Here is a 15,763-nt window from a genome sequence, read left to right as displayed (position 1 = left end):
TTTTGAGGACGCATGATCGAACTATCGCGCGGCCTTTCCTTCGTGCTCTACACCTACGAGGGAGGCCCTACGCGGTTCACCGTGCCGTTCCCGTACATCGCCCGCGAACACATCCGGGCGTTCGTCGGTGAACCGGACGCGGCCCGCGCTGTCTCCGTGTCGTGGGTGGACGCCAGCACCATCGAGATTCCGTCGCAGGATGGCGTGCTCGACGCACCCTACACTGTGACCATCCGGCGATTCACGCCGATTGACGCCCTCCTGGTCAACTACAAGGAAGGCGCAAACCTCCCGGCGCGCGACTTGTCCAAGTCGTTCCGCCAACTGCTGTACGCACACCAGGAACTCGCCGAGTTCGGTGGTGGCAGCGGCCTCCCCGGTGGCGGCCCCGGTAACCCCGGTGGCGACCCGGACCTCAACGCAATCATCGAGCAGCTCCTCCGCTCGCCAGCACTGCAAGACCTGCTGACCCGCATCGACCTTATCGACGTGAACGCCGAGGCGATCCTGGAGGAAATCATGCGCTCGCACGAGTTCTTCGACGTGCAGCGCGACTATGGCGACAAGATCAGCACGGCCACCCACGAGATCGGACTGCTGACCGAAGGCAACAAGGTCATCGCGCAGCAGATCATCGACCTGTTCGCGCGGGTGGACTACGGCGAGCAAAGTAGCCAGGCACGATTCCTGGAGGTCAATCGCGCCATCGCTGACGAGCGCTCCGCGCGCGTCGAGGCGATCACCGAGCTGCAAGGCCAGGTGGTCGAGAACGGCAAGACGATCTCCGCAGCGCTCAACCAGCGCATCGACGAGGTGGAGAGCACCACCGAAGCGGCGCGTGCGGCCACCGAGCAGCGGCTCGGCGCAGAGATCGAGGACAGCGCGGCGCAGGTCCGCACCGCGGTCATGGCCGAGGTTGACGCAACCAAGGCCCGCGTGTCCGACGTTGAGACGGCAGTAGTCCGCCACGGCGAGAACATCGCTGGCCTGGCCGAGACCACCGAAGCCCTGACGGACGCCGAGGGTGCCAACACGGCATTCCGACAGCAGATGGCGGCCAGCTACGGCGCGAACGTGCCGCAGGGGATTGCCAATGAGATCGACGGCCAGGTGTCGGCGGTTTCGGCCGCCTTCGAGCAGCGCATCGACACCGAAGCGTCCGCGCGCGAAGCCCTGGCTTCCCAGGTATCCACGCTGGAGACCAGCACCGCGCCGACGATCTTCTCGGACGCGCAGCCCTCCCCGCCCGCTGGCGGCTTCAAGGTTCCGACCTTTTGGGTCAAGACCGTGCAGACCGGCGCGTACCTGACGCAGATTTGGGATGGCACCGGCTGGCGCAAGGCCGACCTGGATGTCACCTCTCCGACCGGCGCGCTGGTGCAGCAGCTCAACACCACCAAGATCACCGCCGAGCAGGCACAGGCCATCGCGGCCACGCAGGTCCAGGCGTTCAAGGACGGCGACTTCGCCACCATCCGGCAGGAGTTCAACGTGGTCGCCGGGCAGCACTCCGGCATGTACGGTCAGTGGCAGGCCAACTACTCGGTCAAGATCAACGCGGGCACCATCAACGGCGTCCCCGTGGTCGCCGGTATCGCCCTCTCCGCCAACCCGCAGACCGGCAGCGACTTCATCGTCACCGCGGATCGCTTCGCCTTCGTCCACCCGCAGTACACCTCGGGCGGCACCTTGGCGAGCATCAAGTATCCGTTCGTGATCGGCACTGTCGGCGGCCAGTCCACCGTGGGCATCCAGGGTGCGCTGGTGGTGGACGGGACGATCACTGCGGACAAGATCAGGGTGAACTCCCTGGCCGCGCTCACGGCAAACGCAGGCACGATCAACGGCGGCACGTTCAAGACCCACACCCTCGACGGCAACGGCAACATCGTCAACGCTGCCGAGTTCCGCGTGGAAATCTCCAACCTCGGCGACTGGCCCCTGTGGGTCGGCTCCGGCGCGAAGAACGCCAACAACGCGGTGTTCTACGTGGACCGCAACGGCGGCGCGTTCTTCCGAGGCCGCGTCAATGCTCCCAACATCGTTGGGCAGTTCCAGTCGGCGACCGGCGTGTGGTGGACCGGGGCAACGAGCCTCTGCTACCAGGCGGGCAACAACTTCATCCCGCTCGGCGATTGGGTGGCGATCCACGAGTTCTGGCTCGGCGCTCCGGTGCTGGCTGGCGAGGGTCATACGCCCTCCGTGTCGGTGACCGTCACCGCGAACACGCGCGTCTACGGGCTGCACGTCATCTTGGAGGAGCTGCGCGACTCTGTGTGGGTCGTCATCGCCTCGCACGAGCCGCCGATGTACCGCGCGTTGATTCAGCAGATGGGCGGCGACGGCAACACCTTCACCGCGTCCAACTTCTACACCTACGAGCAGTCGGTGACGCTCTCGGCGTCCGGCGCATGGACAGGCGGTGCCCGCGCATTCCGCGTGCGGTGCCGCGCATCCAGCCCGCCTCCGCAGGTCCACGGCTACGACGCCCCGGCCTACCCGAACTACCTCATCACGTCGATTGGCGGCTTCGCCTTCGGCATCCGATAACCCTCAGAGAGAACCCAAGCACCGCATGAGCACTACCCCCGGCTACGTCTCCAACGCCGAGCTGGCCTCGCGCCTCTCGACGCTGGTAGACCGCTGGAACCGGCGCGAGAATCAGATGATCGCGCTGCTGACTCAGGAGGAAGGCACCGTCGTCGTGACGGACGGCCTGGGCAACAACCACACCCTCCTCTCGTTCCCGCAGCTCCAGAAGGACGTGGCCGGGCTGACCGACGAGCTGACCGGCTCGGTCGTGCAGGTGCGCGACCTGGTGTCCGTGGCAACCGGCATGGCGAACGCCGCGCAGGCGTCCGCAGATGACGCCTCTGGCTTCGCCGACGCTGCCGAAGCATCCGCCGTGCGCGCTGCGGAATCCGCCGCGAGCATCGACGACGACGTGCAGGCCACCGCCGACGCGGCGACCTTCGCTGCTGCCAAGGCGGCCGAGGCTTCCGACAGCGCGACCGAGGCGGCAAGCTCCGCAGTGGACGCCGCCGCTTCGGCGACGGCCTCGGCCACCTCGGCGCTGGCTTCGGCTGGCTCCGCAAGCCAGGCGGGCACGTCGGCCACCGCAGCGGGTCAGGCGCGTTCCGACGCGCAAGCAGCGGCGACTGCTGCCGCCACGTCACGGGATCAGGCGCAGACCATCCTGGGCTATGCGACCGACGCGGCCGACCGCGCGGAAGCTGACGCCACCGCTGCCGCAGCATCGGCTGCCGCAGCCGCCGACAGCGCGACCGCCGCAGCGACCTCGGTCACTCAGGCGACCACCCAGGCCAACCGGGCGGAAGCCCAGGCGTCCGCCGCGGCGACCAAGGCTGGCGAGGCTGCTGGCTCGGCGACCACCGCAGCCGGTCATGCCTCCGCTGCGTCCGGCTCGGCGTCTGCCGCCTCGATCTCGGCGCAGACCGCATCGTCGGCCAAGGCCGCTGCCGAGGCTGCCCGCGACAAGGCTGGCCTGTACGCGAACGCGCCGCAGGGCACCGAGGTCTCGCCGGGCGAGTTCTCGGCGAAGCATTGGGCCGCCCAGGCGCAGGCTGCCGTCACTGGCTCGCTGGTCTACATGGGATCGTGGGATGCCGGCACTGGTGCGTTCCCGGCCAACCCGGTGAAGGGTCACTTCTACAAGGTGGTCGGCGAAGGCACTGTGGGCGACATCCACTGGCGAGTCGGCGACCAGGCGCTCTACGGCGCTACCTGGGAGAAGATCGACAACACCGATCAGGTCACCAGCGTCGCCGGTAAGCAGGGCGACGTGACCCTCGTGGCTGGCGACATCGGCGGCCTGGGCGCGCTGGCGACCCGCGACGACGTGGACTTCAACACCCACGTCACCGGGAAGCCGACGACCTACCCGCCGAGCACCCACACGCACACCAAGGCGCAGGTCGGCCTCGACAAGGTGGACAATACCGCCGACCTCGACAAGCCGATCAGCACCGCGACGCAGACGGCGCTCGACGGCAAGGCGGCGGCGACGCACACGCACACCATCGCCAACGTGACCGGCCTCCAGTCCGCGCTCGACGGCAAAGCGGCGGCGTCCCACTCGCACACCATCGCAAACGTAACCGGGCTGCAAGCGGCGCTCGACGGGAAGTCGGCAATCGGCCACACGCATACCGCCGCCGAGATCGCCAACGTCGTCAACGTGACCGACGATCAGTCCATCGGTGGCGTCAAGACGTTCGCCTCCGGGCAGATTCGTGTGCAGGGATTTGGCGGCGAGGCCACGTCCGGCGTCATGTACCTGGGGTCGCTGGATCGCTATGTGTACGTGCCGCCAGCTGCGAACTCGCTGGAGTTCCGATTCGGCGATGGCACGGGTGGCGTCGCGTCCCTCAACGCTGGCGGCACCGTCTGGACCTCGGCGAACTTCAACCCGGCAGGAAAGGCCGACGCCGGTCACACGCACACCATCGCAAACGTCAGCGGCCTCCAGTCCGCACTGGACGGCAAGGCGAGCCTGGGTGGCGCAACCTTCACCGGGCAGGTCACTCTGGCCTATGGCGCGCCGCTGCGGTTGACCGGCATGGGTGCAGCGGGAACCGCGTACATCCACGGAACGAACGGCGCTGGCGATGACGTTTGCTCGATCACCCGCGTGAACACGAACAGCTGGTACAACCTGTACTGGAACGGTGCTGCGAACATTGCGGGCCGCCTGACGGTCGGCGATCAGATTTACCTCAACGCTGGCTGGTTCCGCTCCCAGCAGTCCGGCACCGGCTGGTACTCGGAAGCGCACGGCGGCGGCATCTGGATGCAGGACAGCACCTGGGTTCGCACCTACGGCGGCAAGGGATTCCTTATCGCTGGCCCAGGCGGTAGCGGTGGCGACCTCCGTTTGGAGAGCTACTCGCCAACCATCACCTGTTACGACTCCGACAACGGGACCACGCACTGGCTCCATTGCAACGACAACAACCACGGCTTCCTCGCCAGCAACGCCTTCTCGTGGTGCGCCTACCGCGACGGCAGCAACAATTGGGTCGCCACGGGCAACATCGTCGCCTATGCGTCCGATGCGCGTCTAAAGAAGAACATCGTGGACGCCTCGGCCTCCAAGGTGGCCGACTTCTTCGACCGCTTCCGTGTACGCGAGTTCGATTGGGATGCCAAGGCAATCGCCGAGCTGAATCCCACGTTCCACCCGAGCGCGGATCACGAGGTCGGCGGCATCGCGCAGGAGGCCGAGGAGGTCTACTCGTTGATGGTCGCCACGCACGCAAACGGCATCAAGACGATCCAGTGGGAGAAGGCTATTCCCTTCCTTATCGCTGAGGTGCAGGCGCTGCGTAAGCGCGTCGCGGACCTTGGGGGAGGTGCCTGATGGCCCTCCCCGGCTCCGGCCCTATCTCCTGGGAAATGATCCGCGCCGAGTTTGGCGGCGGCTACCCGATCTACGCGGACCAGTATTACCGAGGACGTGGATTGGTGCCCGACGTTCCGGCCAACTACGGCGTCCCCACGAGCGGCCCGATCTACGCCTCGCAGTTCTACAACGCGGTCAAGGCGACGCCGTTCCAAGCATCGCTGTCGCCGAGCTACCTGATGGGTAACTGGCCTCAGTCCACCAACGGCACGGTCAGCGAGTCGTTCAGCGTTTATTGCTCGGGCGGCACCGGCAACTACTCCGTGGTCTCCCGCTCCGTCACAGGCGGCGCGTCGATCTCCGGCAGCGGCCTCGGTGGCACTGTGACCGCCTCTGGGCGGAACACCTCCCGCATGGGGCAGTTCACAGTCGTCGTCACCGATGGCGTCACGCAGATCACCCTGACCGGCAACTACGAGTACAGCTTCGGTCGTCCGCTCTAACGCATCCACCACCTACAAGAGACCTAATGCACGATGAAGTGAAGCTGGTCGGCGCTCTCGCGGGCGTCGGCCTCATCGTGGGCATCGCAAAGATGCTCACGTCGAACGATCCGATCACCTGGAAGCAGGCGCTCGGCCGCGCAATCCTCTCTGGCGCTACCGGCCTTGCCGCTGGTGCCATCGTCATTTTCATCCCCGGCGTCTCCTTCGTCGCCCAGGTCGCGCTCGCGTGCATCCTGGCGTCGCTCGGCACGTCCGCGCTGGAGACCGTACTGAACCGCGTCGTCAACAAGTGACCGCCCCCAAGGATGCCTTGGAGCGACTGCACGCCGCAGTCGCTGACAAGCTCGCCGACACCATCGACTCGATGGAGTCGGACGCGAAGGGCCTGGCCTCGATCCTCAACGTGGCCCGGCAGTTTCTCAAGGACAACGGCATCGACGTTGCGGCCACGCCGCCCGGCTCACCGCTGGGCAAGCTGGCCGACAAGGTGTCCGAGTTCCCGTTCGATCCCGCTGAGGATGGGCGGCTGAACTGATGGAGGGCATGACGAGCCTCCACGTTCGTCACCCTTTCGAGGACTTCCGCAACTTCGCCTGGTACGTCTGGAAGGAGCTGGGGCTACCAAGCCCCACTCCGATCCAGTACGACATCTGCGAGTTCCTGAAAACCGGCCCGCGCCGTCGCGTCATCATGGCGTACCGCGGCGTCGGCAAGTCCTGGGTGACGGCCGCCTACGTCTGCTGGCTCCTCTGGAAAGACCCCCAGCACAAGATCATGGTGGTCTCGGCATCGAAGGAACGCGCCGATGCGTTCTCGGTGTTCGTCAAGCGCCTGATCGAAACCCTGCCTGAGCTGCAACACCTGCGCCCGCGTCCCGACCAGCGCAACTCGAACCTGGCGTTCGATGTCGGTCCCGCGCAGCCCGATCAGTCGCCCTCGGTGAAGTCGGTCGGCATCAACGGCCAGCTCACCGGCTCCCGCGCCGACACCATCATCGCGGACGACATCGAAGTCCCAAAGAACTCCATGACCGTCGTGCAGCGCGAGAAGCTCGCCGAGCTGGTCAAGGAGTTCGACGCGGTGCTCAAGCCTGGCGGCGAGATCATCTACCTCGGCACTCCGCAGACCGAGGAGTCGCTCTACAACAAGCTGCCCGAGCGCGGCTACGTCATCCGCATCTGGCCTGCGCGCTACCCGAAGGACACCAAGCACCGTCAGGTGTACGGCGACCGCCTCGCGCCGATGATCGCCGATGCGTTCGACGCGAACCCCAAGCTCGCCTGGAAGAACTGCGAGAGCGTCCGCTTCTCCGATGAGGACTTGATGGAGCGCGAGGCGTCCTACGGACGCTCCGGCTTCATGCTCCAGTTCATGCTCGATGCGTCGCTGTCCGACGCCGAGAAGTACCCGCTCAAGCTGTCCGACCTGATCGTGATGGACGTGGACCGCGAGGTCGCTCCGATCCGCGTGGTCTACAGCAGCGGCCCGGAGTACATCGTCAGCGACATCCCGTCCGTGGGCTTCACTGGCGACCGCCTGTACCGGCCCATGTACCTCGCCTCGGAAATGGAGGAGTTCACCGGCAAGGTACTCGCCATCGACCCCTCGGGCCGAGGTGGCGACGAAACCGGCTACGCGGTCGTCGGCATGCTTCGCGGCATGCTCTACGCGCGCCGCGCTGGTGCGACCAAGGGCGGCTACGACGACGACACGCTGGAGACCCTGGCGCACATCGCGCGCGCCGAGAAGGTCTCCGCAGTCCTCATTGAGGCGAACTTCGGTGACGGCATGTTCGCCAAGATGCTCTCCGGCGTCCTGGCGCGCGTGTACCCGTGCTCCATCGAGGAGGTGAAGCACTACGGCACCTCGAAGGAGAACCGAATCATCGACGTGCTGGAGCCGGTGCTGAACCAGCACCGCCTGGTGGTCGATGCCTCGATCATCCGCGCCGATCAGAAGTCCGAACAGAAGTACCAGCTGTGCTACCAGCTGACGCGCATCACGCGCGACCGCGGCGCACTGCGCCACGACGACCGCCTCGAAGCGCTGGCGATGGCCGTGAAGTATTGGGCCGACCAGCTCTCCCGAGACGTGTCCAAGGAGGAGCAGCGCTACCTGGAGGAGCTGCTCGACCGCGAGTACGCCTCCTTCATCCAGTCCGTGACCGGCCGCATGCCGTCACCCGACAACTACCTCGACATCCTGTAGGAGACCCAATGTCCAACACGCTCGCTGCGTGGCTGATGGCGCTCGCCGCCGCTGGCCTGCTGTACCTGTTCCTGCGCCGCAAGAACGACGACGACAACGACGGCCCGAGCGCACCCGCGCCGGTAACGCCGTGCGACTGCAACCACGCTCCCTGCTGCCACACCCAGGGCGGCCAGTCGAACCCCTACGCGCCGGTATGACCGACGCAAAGCTGCCGAGCCTCGTGGAGGTCAGGGACAACCTGATCCCCGCGGCGGCCCGGCTGCTCCCCGGCGTGGCCTTCACTCCCGAAGCGAAGGTCATGCTGCTCGCCATTGGTCTCCAGGAATCTCGCTTCGAGCACCGCAGGCAGATCAAAGGCCCCGCACGCGGCTTCTGGCAGTTCGAGGCGGGCGGCGGCACCGCAGGTGTACTCCGTCACCCGGCGACCTCCGCACGCGCCTCACAGCTCGTCTCCGCGCGTCTGGAGCGTCCCTCGACCGCTGCGGTCAACGAGGCGCTCGCCTCCGACGACGTGCTCGCCTGTGCGTTCGCTCGCCTGCTGCTGTTCACCGATCCGCGTCCGCTGCCCGCCCTGGGTAACCCCCAGGCCGCATGGGACTACTACGTCCGCAACTGGCGGCCGGGCAAGCCGCACCGTGACACCTGGGACGCGCTCTACACGAAGGCCCTGGCAACCATCCGCAACACCTAACCGGAACCCATGAACTTCAAGACCATCTACAACCGCGCCAGCGAGCGCCTGGTGCGCGCCTACGAGCGCGCTAAGGGGTACGTAGCGCTACGCATTGCCCTCGCCTCGCAGTGGCTCCTGGAGCGCCTGCGCGAGACCTCCCGTCGCACCTACACCGGCTGGCTGTTCGTCGTCGTGTTCCTGGCGCTGCCCTACGTCGTCCTCGGCGGCCTGTGGGAGCACCTGCGGAATGCCGCGGAGCGCCTGTGGGATGACGTGAACGACATCGAGTGGGCTGCGTTCACCCCGAGCTACTGGCGGGAGCACATCAAGCAGTGACCACGCTGGCCTTTGACGGCCGGCTCGTTGCTATCGACTCGCAGGTCACCGCTGGTGATCTGCGGTACGAGGAGGAGAAGTTCTACCGCACCACCGACACCACCGGGCGCGACCTGGTGGTGTTCGGCGCGGGCACCACTTCCCACATCCAGCGAGCCGTGCGCGAGCTGTCGGAGGGATTCGACGAACTGACCAAGGGCGAGTACACGATCCTCGTGGTCGGCCTGCGGGACAACCCGGTGGCCTTCTACCACGACGGTCTCCCTCTCGACCTCCGGCGCGACTTCCTCGTCGCCGGTAGTGGTGGTGCGATTGCCCTGGCCGCCATGAAGGCAGGCCACAACGCGACCGAAGCAGTCCTCATGGCCTGCTCGACGGACCTCTACAGCGGTCCTCCGGTGCAGACCTACGACACGGTTACAAAGCGTTTCCTAAAACGCCGGACCTGAACTACTGGCGCATGGACGCGCCTAAACAGGAATGCCGATTTGGCGAGTCCTATCAAGGGCGCTCATGAGTTCTTTGATGCGGTACGGCTTCGGGAGAAAGGTCGCCCACTGGTGAGCGTCAGGGAGCTGCGGGTTCGGCACCCCGGACGCGAACATGTAGGGAATTCGGTGCGACAGCAGGTAATCGGCGACGGACATTGATGCTCCGTCCTGCGTCTGGATGTCTAAGATCGCCGCGTGAAATGCTTTCGCCTCTATGCGGTCGAATGCATCGGCAGCGGAGGCGACCACATCGACCTCGTAACCCTGCATCGCCAGGATTTCCTTCAACATCCCTGACAGGTCAGGATCATCTTCCATGACCAACAACGAGCCGAGCCGACCCTGGCTGTATGCATCCGTAGCCATCGCGCGTTCTCCCACGCCTACGTTCCCCAAACGGTTCGTACCGTACACGACGGCCAGTTAAAAGACAGTAAACGACTCTACCTGAAAGTGAACAGTTCAGCTATCACGCCAATTCTTCATCCTTGAACCACCACATTACAGCCAAGACGACAAACCAAACGATCAGCGGGACGCCAATCGTGAATTCCACGAGTAGGCCTCTCATGTGCTCGTGCTGCGCGGCCTCAGTCAGTGCAGAATCCAGAATTGGCACCGCATCGGCCACCACGCTGTACGAGGTCGTGTCATCGTTTATGACCTCGCGGGTACGTTCGACCAGCTCCCGTGCTGCTCGAAGCTTCGCGTGCTGATATGCGGCGGGCACTCCAGCACAGACCAGCGAGAGGACAGTGACCAGCGCCGCCAAGCGAATGAGGAGGGTATTGAGCGATGCCATAGATGCTCGTTGTAATGTCTATGCCAACCGCTAAGTTTATTCGACCACGGAGCACTGGGAGGGCTTGACAAGGGTGCTATCATAGTAAGACCTAAGTATTACTCTAGCAGGACTATAGAGTTCTATTCATTGGTATTCACCATCAAGTAGAGCTACAGTTCTCCTATGCACTCCTGGGGTGTTCCTCTGTCCTCCTTGGGTGCCACTGCGGCGGACTAGACCTCCGTCCCATCCTTGATGACCCATAGCACCACGCCCGCACCAATCCAAGCGAGCGCCGGGATGCCCAAAGCGAGCTGGAGAAACAGGTTGCGGGAATTGCGGTTGCTGATGAGGTCATTCGTCGCGGCGTCAAACGTCCGCACCGCCTCATCAACCAACACCTGCGGCGAGGCGTCGTTCTCGATGATCTGCTCGTTCCAGGAACGCAACTCCTCAGCGCTCCTTACGCCGGTCTGAAAGTACGCGGCAGGGAGTCCTGCGAGCACTAAGGCCAGGACGGTGATCGCGGTAGCGGTTCTTATCGTGTATCGGCGGGCGTACATAACGTCTCCTCGAAGTGACAGAGGTGGTCGAAAGGTTTGCGGCAAATTTCCGAAGGAGTATCCAACTACTTGGAACGGCGCGATCACCCCCCGTAGGGGGTCGCCCCCTGTAGCGTAAGGCACGATGCGCCCCCTTCGCGTCACCTGCGGCGTCACCACCTCGGCTAACCTACTGATTCCAAAGGTGAACCACCGGATTAGGTATCCAGTGCCTAGGCAATCCCATGCGATACCTGGGCAACCTGCGGACATCCGCGCTCAAACGTTCGCGCCCCTGTCTGTCCCTATCTGTCTTTTTGCCCTGACCGCCACGCGCCCACCTCGGCACCACCTCGGCACACCTGCCGACCACCTCGGCACACCCTGCCCGGCCTATGCCCACCTGCCGCCCACCACGGCCAGCCAATGCGCCACCACGGCCCACGCAAGGCCCGCCACGGGCACCCCTACCGCCCCGCCTATAGAAGCTCCCCACGCGCGCGCTAGGCGCTCCCTGCGACCATCCAAAATCGTTGCCATCGGGGTATTGACAGCCATGCGGGGATTGATCTAATCTATACCCGTCGCCAGCAACACGGCGGCAGCGGAAAAGGCGGCGACAGACGTGCGACCGATGGATCGACAGCACCTAGAGCTTATCCCGCCAGCACTGAGGACTAGCCCCAAAGGCCCCTAAGCGCACCGCAGGTAACGTCCGGCTCAACCATCCCCCTACCGGGAGTGATTGACAAACCGGGAGCAAAAGGGCATAATGCCCACCATCGAACAACGGCCGCAGGGTGCGGTCGGGACAGTAGGAAAGGGGCAGGCAGGAGCGCCGCCCACGGCAGAACGCGGGGAGCTGGGAACACTAGCCGCGCCGGGAAGTGTAAGGGCCGATGAAGGCCGCCACGGATACCGGGTCACCGCCAGAAAGAGCGGGGCCATCTGTACGGGATTCCTAGGCGAGCTGGAGGCGCTCCCGGAAGCTGGCGACGGTCAGATTCCATGCCTTACGAGCATGAGTCTGACCGCCAAAGCGCCCCTACCGTTGTGATGGGGCGTTTTGGTGGTCCGATTCACTGGAGAGCAACCCATGACGATGATCCCGTTTGATATGACCGCCCGCGACTACTACGTGGCCGGTTGCATCCGCCGCGGCATCCGCGAGCACCGCGCCCGACTCAACGAGCGGGAGCGCCAGGCACACAAGAACCGCACCCAAGTTGCGCCTTGTCCATCCCCCGTTGTCATCTGATCCCCTTTCGTCAACCCGGTTTTCCACACCCCGCCGACGTGTGACGGCGGGTCTTTTTTGGAGCTACCATGAGCACCAATGGACCACTGGAGGACTTGCAAGTGCGCAAGCTCACCGCTGAGATTCGCAAGATCAACCGCGAGAGCGACAAGCTGATGATGGAGACCCGGTGGTATCCGCTGGTGGTCGCCACGGCCTTTGTGGCTGGCATCGTCACGCTGACCAAGCTGTTCCTCTAACAGCGCCCTACCCCAATCCCCCGAAGCCGCCGCAAGGCGGCTTTTTTGTTGCCCGGAGAAAGCTATGAACAAAATTCCTTCCGCCCTGATCGCCGCCGCTCTGCATGTGGCCCCCAAGAATGACGTTCGCTTCTACTTGAATGGCGTGCTGATTGAGTCGCACGCCGATGGTGCGATCATCGTTGCTACAGACGGCCACCGCATGCTTGTGGTGCGTACCAGCCTGCCGTGGGACATTGGCAAGATCATCGTGCCGCGCAATGCGTGCGAGCTGGTCGCCAAGATGAAGGGCGATGTCTATTTCAGCGCCGTGGGCGATGCCAGCCGGTTCAAGGCGGAGCGCGGAGGCCAGGCCATTGAGTTTGCTGCCGTTGATGGAACCTACCCGGACTGGCGTGCTGCGGTGTCCAAGCCGAACGAACTCAAGCTGTCCGGATTCGCGCCTGCCGTCCTCGAAGGCGTAGTGAAGGCGGCCGGTGTAATTTGCAAGGCATTCGGCGGCAAGGCCACTTCACTGATTCCGGTGACTGGCGGCGACGTGGCGGCCATGTTCGGTATTGGCGGCATCACCGATCCGAGCATCAGGTGCGCGTCTTTGATCGTCATGCCAATGCGCGACTCGTCATACCCGGAAGCCCTGTGCAGCGACGCGCTCCGCGCTTAACCCGAACCCATCAGCCGCCGCAAGGCGGCTTTTTTGTTGCCCGGAGAAAGCCATGAACCTCGACAACTACGCCCCCGAGAGCGCGAAGCGCATAGCCGTGGCGCTGGTGGATGCCGCCCTCGCCGCTGGTTACTCGCTCGGCGTCTACGACGGCGAAGAAACCACGGTGCGGCACAGCCGCGACCGGCAAGAAGTGTTGGAGGCCCTCGCCTCTACCGACCACGATCACCTGCGGTTCTACCGCCCGGACGCAACAAAGGCGGGGTTTGTGCTCCTGATTTGGGAGAACGGGGACGACGCCGCGAGCGACTGGAGCGACAACGACGAGACCAACGCGCTGGTGATGCCGGTGCTGCGCGGGCTGGGGGTGCTGTGATGGAACTGCGCACCTACGGAACCCGCAACGTGTTCCTGGCACAGCCGGGGCGCTATCACGAACAACTGGCGGCGACCGCGATGACGCCGCAGCAAGCCGAGGAGTTCGCCACCGTGGTCAACCGCGCAATCAGGGATACCGACTTCGACCCCATCGACCTCGCGCAGCTGGCGAGCGGGTGGACGTGGCCCGAGCCGATGAGCACCGCGCCGCTGGGCATTGAGGACTCCGAATTTCTTGTCGAGGTGGCGCGCATGCTGCACCGCCTCTGGCAGGAGGTCGGCGAGCAGTGGAGCGGCGTTTGGGCCTACGACATCGCCGACCCGCTGGGCGGGTGGCTGTCGAGGAACGGCATCAACCACGAGACCGCCGATGGCGTGGCCCGCGCCGAGCAGCAGGCCCGCGCATGGATCGCCGAGGGCATGGGAGCCGCGCGATGAGCTACCGCGAGGAGGACATCTTGTTCGAGACCGAAAAGGCATGGGTGCTGCGCAAGGGGCCGAACCATTTTGAGGTCTACAAAATCGGCCTCACCCACTCGACACGCCACGGCATTTTTCACAACATCCCCGGCGCACTGGATCGCGCCATCGAACACGCAAAGGGCCTGTCGCAATGAGCAATGACAACGAGCTGGCTGTACCTGCCGGTGACAAGCTGGTCACCCTGGGCGACCGATCGGTCTCCTACGGTCCCCGCCAAGAGTTCGACGGGAGCGTCGAGCCTTGCGCACCGATGGCCGCGCAGTTTTGGGGCGTCTACCGCTGGGCCGGTAAGGACCGCTGGTGGTGGATTGCCGACGTGGCCGACGAGGACACCGCCCGCGCAGTGGCCGCCGCCTACCTGCTGAACGTCAAGCCCGATTGGGCGCACTGACCGATAACCACCCCTGATCCCGAGGCCCGCCTAGTGCGGGCCTTCGCATTTCTGGAGCACACCATGCAAATCTACGTTGCCTGCCTTGCCTCATATAACGCTGGCGTCCTGCACGGCGAGTGGATCGACTTGGAGGGACGCGACGCCGACGACGTGCGCGATGAGATTGCCCGCATCCTGCGCGAGTCGCCGCACCCGAACGTGACCGTTGATTGCCCGGATTGCGGCGGTACTGGAACCACATACGTCCCCCGAGTATTCGGCGGGGCGGAATGCACGGCGTGTGGCGGAAGCGGCAAGGTCGCCAGCGCCGAGGAGTGGGCCGTCCACGACTACGACGACGTGTTCGGGGATACCTGGGGCGAGCACCCCGACCTGGACAAGCTGTGCGCATTGCAAGAGCGGCTGGACGAGTTGCACAACGACACCGAACGCGCTGCCTACACGGCCTTCTGCGACCACGAGGGCCTCGACGATGTGACCGTGGAGCAGTTCCACGAAGCCTACGTGGGCCAGTTCGATAGCTGGGCCGACTTTGCCGAGAACTATGTGGACGAATCGGGGCTTCTCCACGGCGTGCCCGACGCCCTCTCCCGCTACTTCGACTACGAGAGCTATGGCCGCGACATTCGGCTCAACGGTGACGCGTTTGAGGTGAGCGGCTTCTACTTCTGGAGCCGCTAACGCCGCTTCCGCAAGACCCTGCGCCAATACAGGTATGTGCGATGCGCCGGCACCGAGCTAGTCCACACCCATACGACTAGGTGAAGGGCCGTAATGGCGACTTCTACGCGGGGGTCAATCATCGAACGGTCCTTGGGGTCGGGAGTGGCGATCACGCCCTTCATCCCTAATCATAAGGCCAATCTCGATATTTGGCACTCATTGTTCCATTTGTAGCACTTGCATAACAGGAGACTTACATATGCGTAACGCAGATTTCACCGCAAACTCGACCCTGGTGATCGTCAACGTGGCCCTCCGCGTCCACCAGTTCGGCCCGTTCTTGGTATTCGAGCGGGAGGTTTTGGTCCTGCATGAACGGACCTACGAGGTGCCCGAATGATTCGGACCATCAATTTCGACCATAACGAGAAGCGCGGCGCTCTCCGCGCGATGCTCGGCCTACTCAACGAGCGCGTCCAGTTCTCGGTCGTCCCCGAGGACTGTGGCTGGCGGGTGTCGTATCCGGTCCCACCCGCGGCCCCAACGGAGACCCCGCGGCCATGACTTCACTGCACCAGTCGGGATCAATCTCTCCCGTGGTACTTGATTCCTACGGACGCGCCATCATTGTGGCCTGTAGTCTGCCCGACGGCAGCGTCATGCTGTCGGGCTGCGCATCCGCAGTGGACCGACCAGAGTTCCATAGACACTCAGTCGCCGCTCTGCGCGTAGCGCTTTTCGAACTCTACCGGTGACATGCCGCCAGCGGAACCATGCCG

At 64.5% G+C, this 15,763-nt stretch carries 22 protein-coding genes; 19 read left to right on the top strand and 3 right to left on the bottom strand.

Annotated elements, in window-relative coordinates; translation table 11 throughout:
* Positions 1 to 12: 12 nt before the first annotated feature.
* From ACM0PK_RS02285 to ACM0PK_RS02240, 10 genes are read left to right on the top strand one after another with little or no spacing between them, the layout of a single operon-like run.
* Positions 13 to 2,550 carry a phage tail fiber domain-containing protein gene (locus ACM0PK_RS02285; protein WP_005412396.1) on the top strand — a complete coding sequence of 846 codons (2,538 nt, stop codon included), beginning with the start codon at positions 13 to 15 and terminating at the stop codon, positions 2,548 to 2,550.
* A 25-nt stretch (positions 2,551 to 2,575) separates the two neighbouring features.
* A complete protein-coding gene (locus ACM0PK_RS02280) occupies positions 2,576 to 5,380 on the top strand; it encodes a tail fiber domain-containing protein (RefSeq protein ID WP_049427184.1) in 2,805 nt (934 codons plus the stop codon).
* Positions 5,380 to 5,865, top strand: coding sequence for a hypothetical protein (locus ACM0PK_RS02275; protein ID WP_126411773.1), 486 nt, complete (start codon positions 5,380 to 5,382; stop codon positions 5,863 to 5,865). Before ACM0PK_RS02280 ends, ACM0PK_RS02275 begins: the two co-directional genes overlap by 1 nt.
* Positions 5,866 to 5,891: 26 nt before the next feature.
* Complete coding sequence (locus ACM0PK_RS02270) at positions 5,892 to 6,161, top strand: phage holin family protein (protein WP_005412393.1); 270 nt, start codon at positions 5,892 to 5,894, stop codon at positions 6,159 to 6,161.
* Positions 6,158 to 6,403 (top strand): DNA packaging protein, encoded by a 246-nt coding sequence (locus ACM0PK_RS02265; RefSeq protein ID WP_032961803.1) that lies wholly within the window; start codon positions 6,158 to 6,160, stop codon positions 6,401 to 6,403. Before ACM0PK_RS02270 ends, ACM0PK_RS02265 begins: the two co-directional genes overlap by 4 nt.
* Positions 6,404 to 6,411: 8 nt before the next feature.
* Entirely contained in the window at positions 6,412 to 8,076 is a 1,665-nt protein-coding gene (terL, locus tag ACM0PK_RS02260) for a phage terminase large subunit (RefSeq protein ID WP_032961836.1), read from the top strand.
* Between the two features lie 8 nt (positions 8,077 to 8,084).
* Positions 8,085 to 8,276 carry an LPXTG cell wall anchor domain-containing protein gene (locus ACM0PK_RS02255; protein WP_005412390.1) on the top strand — a complete coding sequence of 64 codons (192 nt, stop codon included), beginning with the start codon at positions 8,085 to 8,087 and terminating at the stop codon, positions 8,274 to 8,276.
* Positions 8,273 to 8,770: a hypothetical protein gene (locus ACM0PK_RS02250; protein WP_322540680.1), complete on the top strand. Its 498-nt coding sequence runs from the start codon at positions 8,273 to 8,275 to the stop codon at positions 8,768 to 8,770. Before ACM0PK_RS02255 ends, ACM0PK_RS02250 begins: the two co-directional genes overlap by 4 nt.
* A 9-nt stretch (positions 8,771 to 8,779) precedes the next feature.
* Positions 8,780 to 9,088 carry a hypothetical protein gene (locus ACM0PK_RS02245; protein WP_005412388.1) on the top strand — a complete coding sequence of 103 codons (309 nt, stop codon included), beginning with the start codon at positions 8,780 to 8,782 and terminating at the stop codon, positions 9,086 to 9,088.
* Complete coding sequence (locus ACM0PK_RS02240) at positions 9,085 to 9,537, top strand: hypothetical protein (protein ID WP_005412387.1); 453 nt, start codon at positions 9,085 to 9,087, stop codon at positions 9,535 to 9,537. The genes ACM0PK_RS02245 and ACM0PK_RS02240 overlap by 4 nt, the downstream gene beginning before the upstream one ends.
* A 21-nt stretch (positions 9,538 to 9,558) precedes the next feature.
* Here ACM0PK_RS02240 and ACM0PK_RS02235 read toward each other — a convergent pair whose 3' ends face one another.
* The 3 genes from ACM0PK_RS02235 to ACM0PK_RS02225 all read right to left on the bottom strand — a co-directional run bounded on the left by ACM0PK_RS02235 (position 9,559) and on the right by ACM0PK_RS02225 (position 10,926).
* Positions 9,559 to 9,945, bottom strand: coding sequence for a response regulator (locus tag ACM0PK_RS02235; protein WP_005409127.1), 387 nt, complete (start codon positions 9,943 to 9,945; stop codon positions 9,559 to 9,561).
* A 103-nt stretch (positions 9,946 to 10,048) separates the two neighbouring features.
* Complete coding sequence (locus ACM0PK_RS02230) at positions 10,049 to 10,381, bottom strand: hypothetical protein (protein ID WP_043033726.1); 333 nt, start codon at positions 10,379 to 10,381, stop codon at positions 10,049 to 10,051.
* A 215-nt stretch (positions 10,382 to 10,596) separates the two neighbouring features.
* Positions 10,597 to 10,926, bottom strand: a complete 330-nt coding sequence (locus tag ACM0PK_RS02225) for a hypothetical protein (RefSeq protein WP_032961796.1) — start codon at positions 10,924 to 10,926, stop codon at positions 10,597 to 10,599.
* Between the two features lie 1,075 nt (positions 10,927 to 12,001).
* Between ACM0PK_RS02225 and ACM0PK_RS02220 the strand changes: the two genes are divergently transcribed.
* From ACM0PK_RS02220 to ACM0PK_RS02180, 9 genes are all read left to right on the top strand, one after another.
* Positions 12,002 to 12,163 carry a hypothetical protein gene (locus tag ACM0PK_RS02220; protein ID WP_154267699.1) on the top strand — a complete coding sequence of 54 codons (162 nt, stop codon included), beginning with the start codon at positions 12,002 to 12,004 and terminating at the stop codon, positions 12,161 to 12,163.
* 68 nt (positions 12,164 to 12,231) lie between these two features.
* A complete protein-coding gene (locus tag ACM0PK_RS02215; protein ID WP_004154558.1) occupies positions 12,232 to 12,402 on the top strand; it encodes a hypothetical protein in 171 nt (56 codons plus the stop codon).
* A gap of 64 nt (positions 12,403 to 12,466) precedes the next feature.
* Entirely contained in the window at positions 12,467 to 13,066 is a 600-nt protein-coding gene (locus ACM0PK_RS02210) for a DNA polymerase III subunit beta family protein (protein WP_005412385.1), read from the top strand.
* 52 nt (positions 13,067 to 13,118) lie between these two features.
* Positions 13,119 to 13,442 (top strand): hypothetical protein, encoded by a 324-nt coding sequence (locus ACM0PK_RS02205; RefSeq protein WP_005412384.1) that lies wholly within the window; start codon positions 13,119 to 13,121, stop codon positions 13,440 to 13,442.
* Positions 13,442 to 13,882 carry a hypothetical protein gene (locus tag ACM0PK_RS02200; RefSeq protein WP_005412383.1) on the top strand — a complete coding sequence of 147 codons (441 nt, stop codon included), beginning with the start codon at positions 13,442 to 13,444 and terminating at the stop codon, positions 13,880 to 13,882. The genes ACM0PK_RS02205 and ACM0PK_RS02200 overlap by 1 nt, the downstream gene beginning before the upstream one ends.
* On the top strand, positions 13,879 to 14,061 hold the full coding sequence (locus ACM0PK_RS02195; RefSeq protein WP_032961794.1) for a hypothetical protein: 183 nt from the start codon (positions 13,879 to 13,881) through the stop codon (positions 14,059 to 14,061). The genes ACM0PK_RS02200 and ACM0PK_RS02195 overlap by 4 nt, the downstream gene beginning before the upstream one ends.
* Entirely contained in the window at positions 14,058 to 14,318 is a 261-nt protein-coding gene (locus ACM0PK_RS02190) for a hypothetical protein (RefSeq protein WP_032961791.1), read from the top strand. The genes ACM0PK_RS02195 and ACM0PK_RS02190 overlap by 4 nt, the downstream gene beginning before the upstream one ends.
* Before the next feature lie 63 nt (positions 14,319 to 14,381).
* Complete coding sequence (locus ACM0PK_RS02185) at positions 14,382 to 15,002, top strand: antirestriction protein ArdA (protein WP_032961789.1); 621 nt, start codon at positions 14,382 to 14,384, stop codon at positions 15,000 to 15,002.
* 241 nt (positions 15,003 to 15,243) lie between these two features.
* Positions 15,244 to 15,384 carry a hypothetical protein gene (locus ACM0PK_RS02180; RefSeq protein ID WP_005412379.1) on the top strand — a complete coding sequence of 47 codons (141 nt, stop codon included), beginning with the start codon at positions 15,244 to 15,246 and terminating at the stop codon, positions 15,382 to 15,384.
* Positions 15,385 to 15,763 lie beyond the last annotated feature (379 nt).

It is taken from the genome of Stenotrophomonas sp. FR010, from assembly GCF_047520755.2.
GTDB classification, from domain to species: domain Bacteria; phylum Pseudomonadota; class Gammaproteobacteria; order Xanthomonadales; family Xanthomonadaceae; genus Stenotrophomonas; species Stenotrophomonas sepilia.
This window is presented reverse-complemented; position numbering and strand designations above follow the sequence as displayed.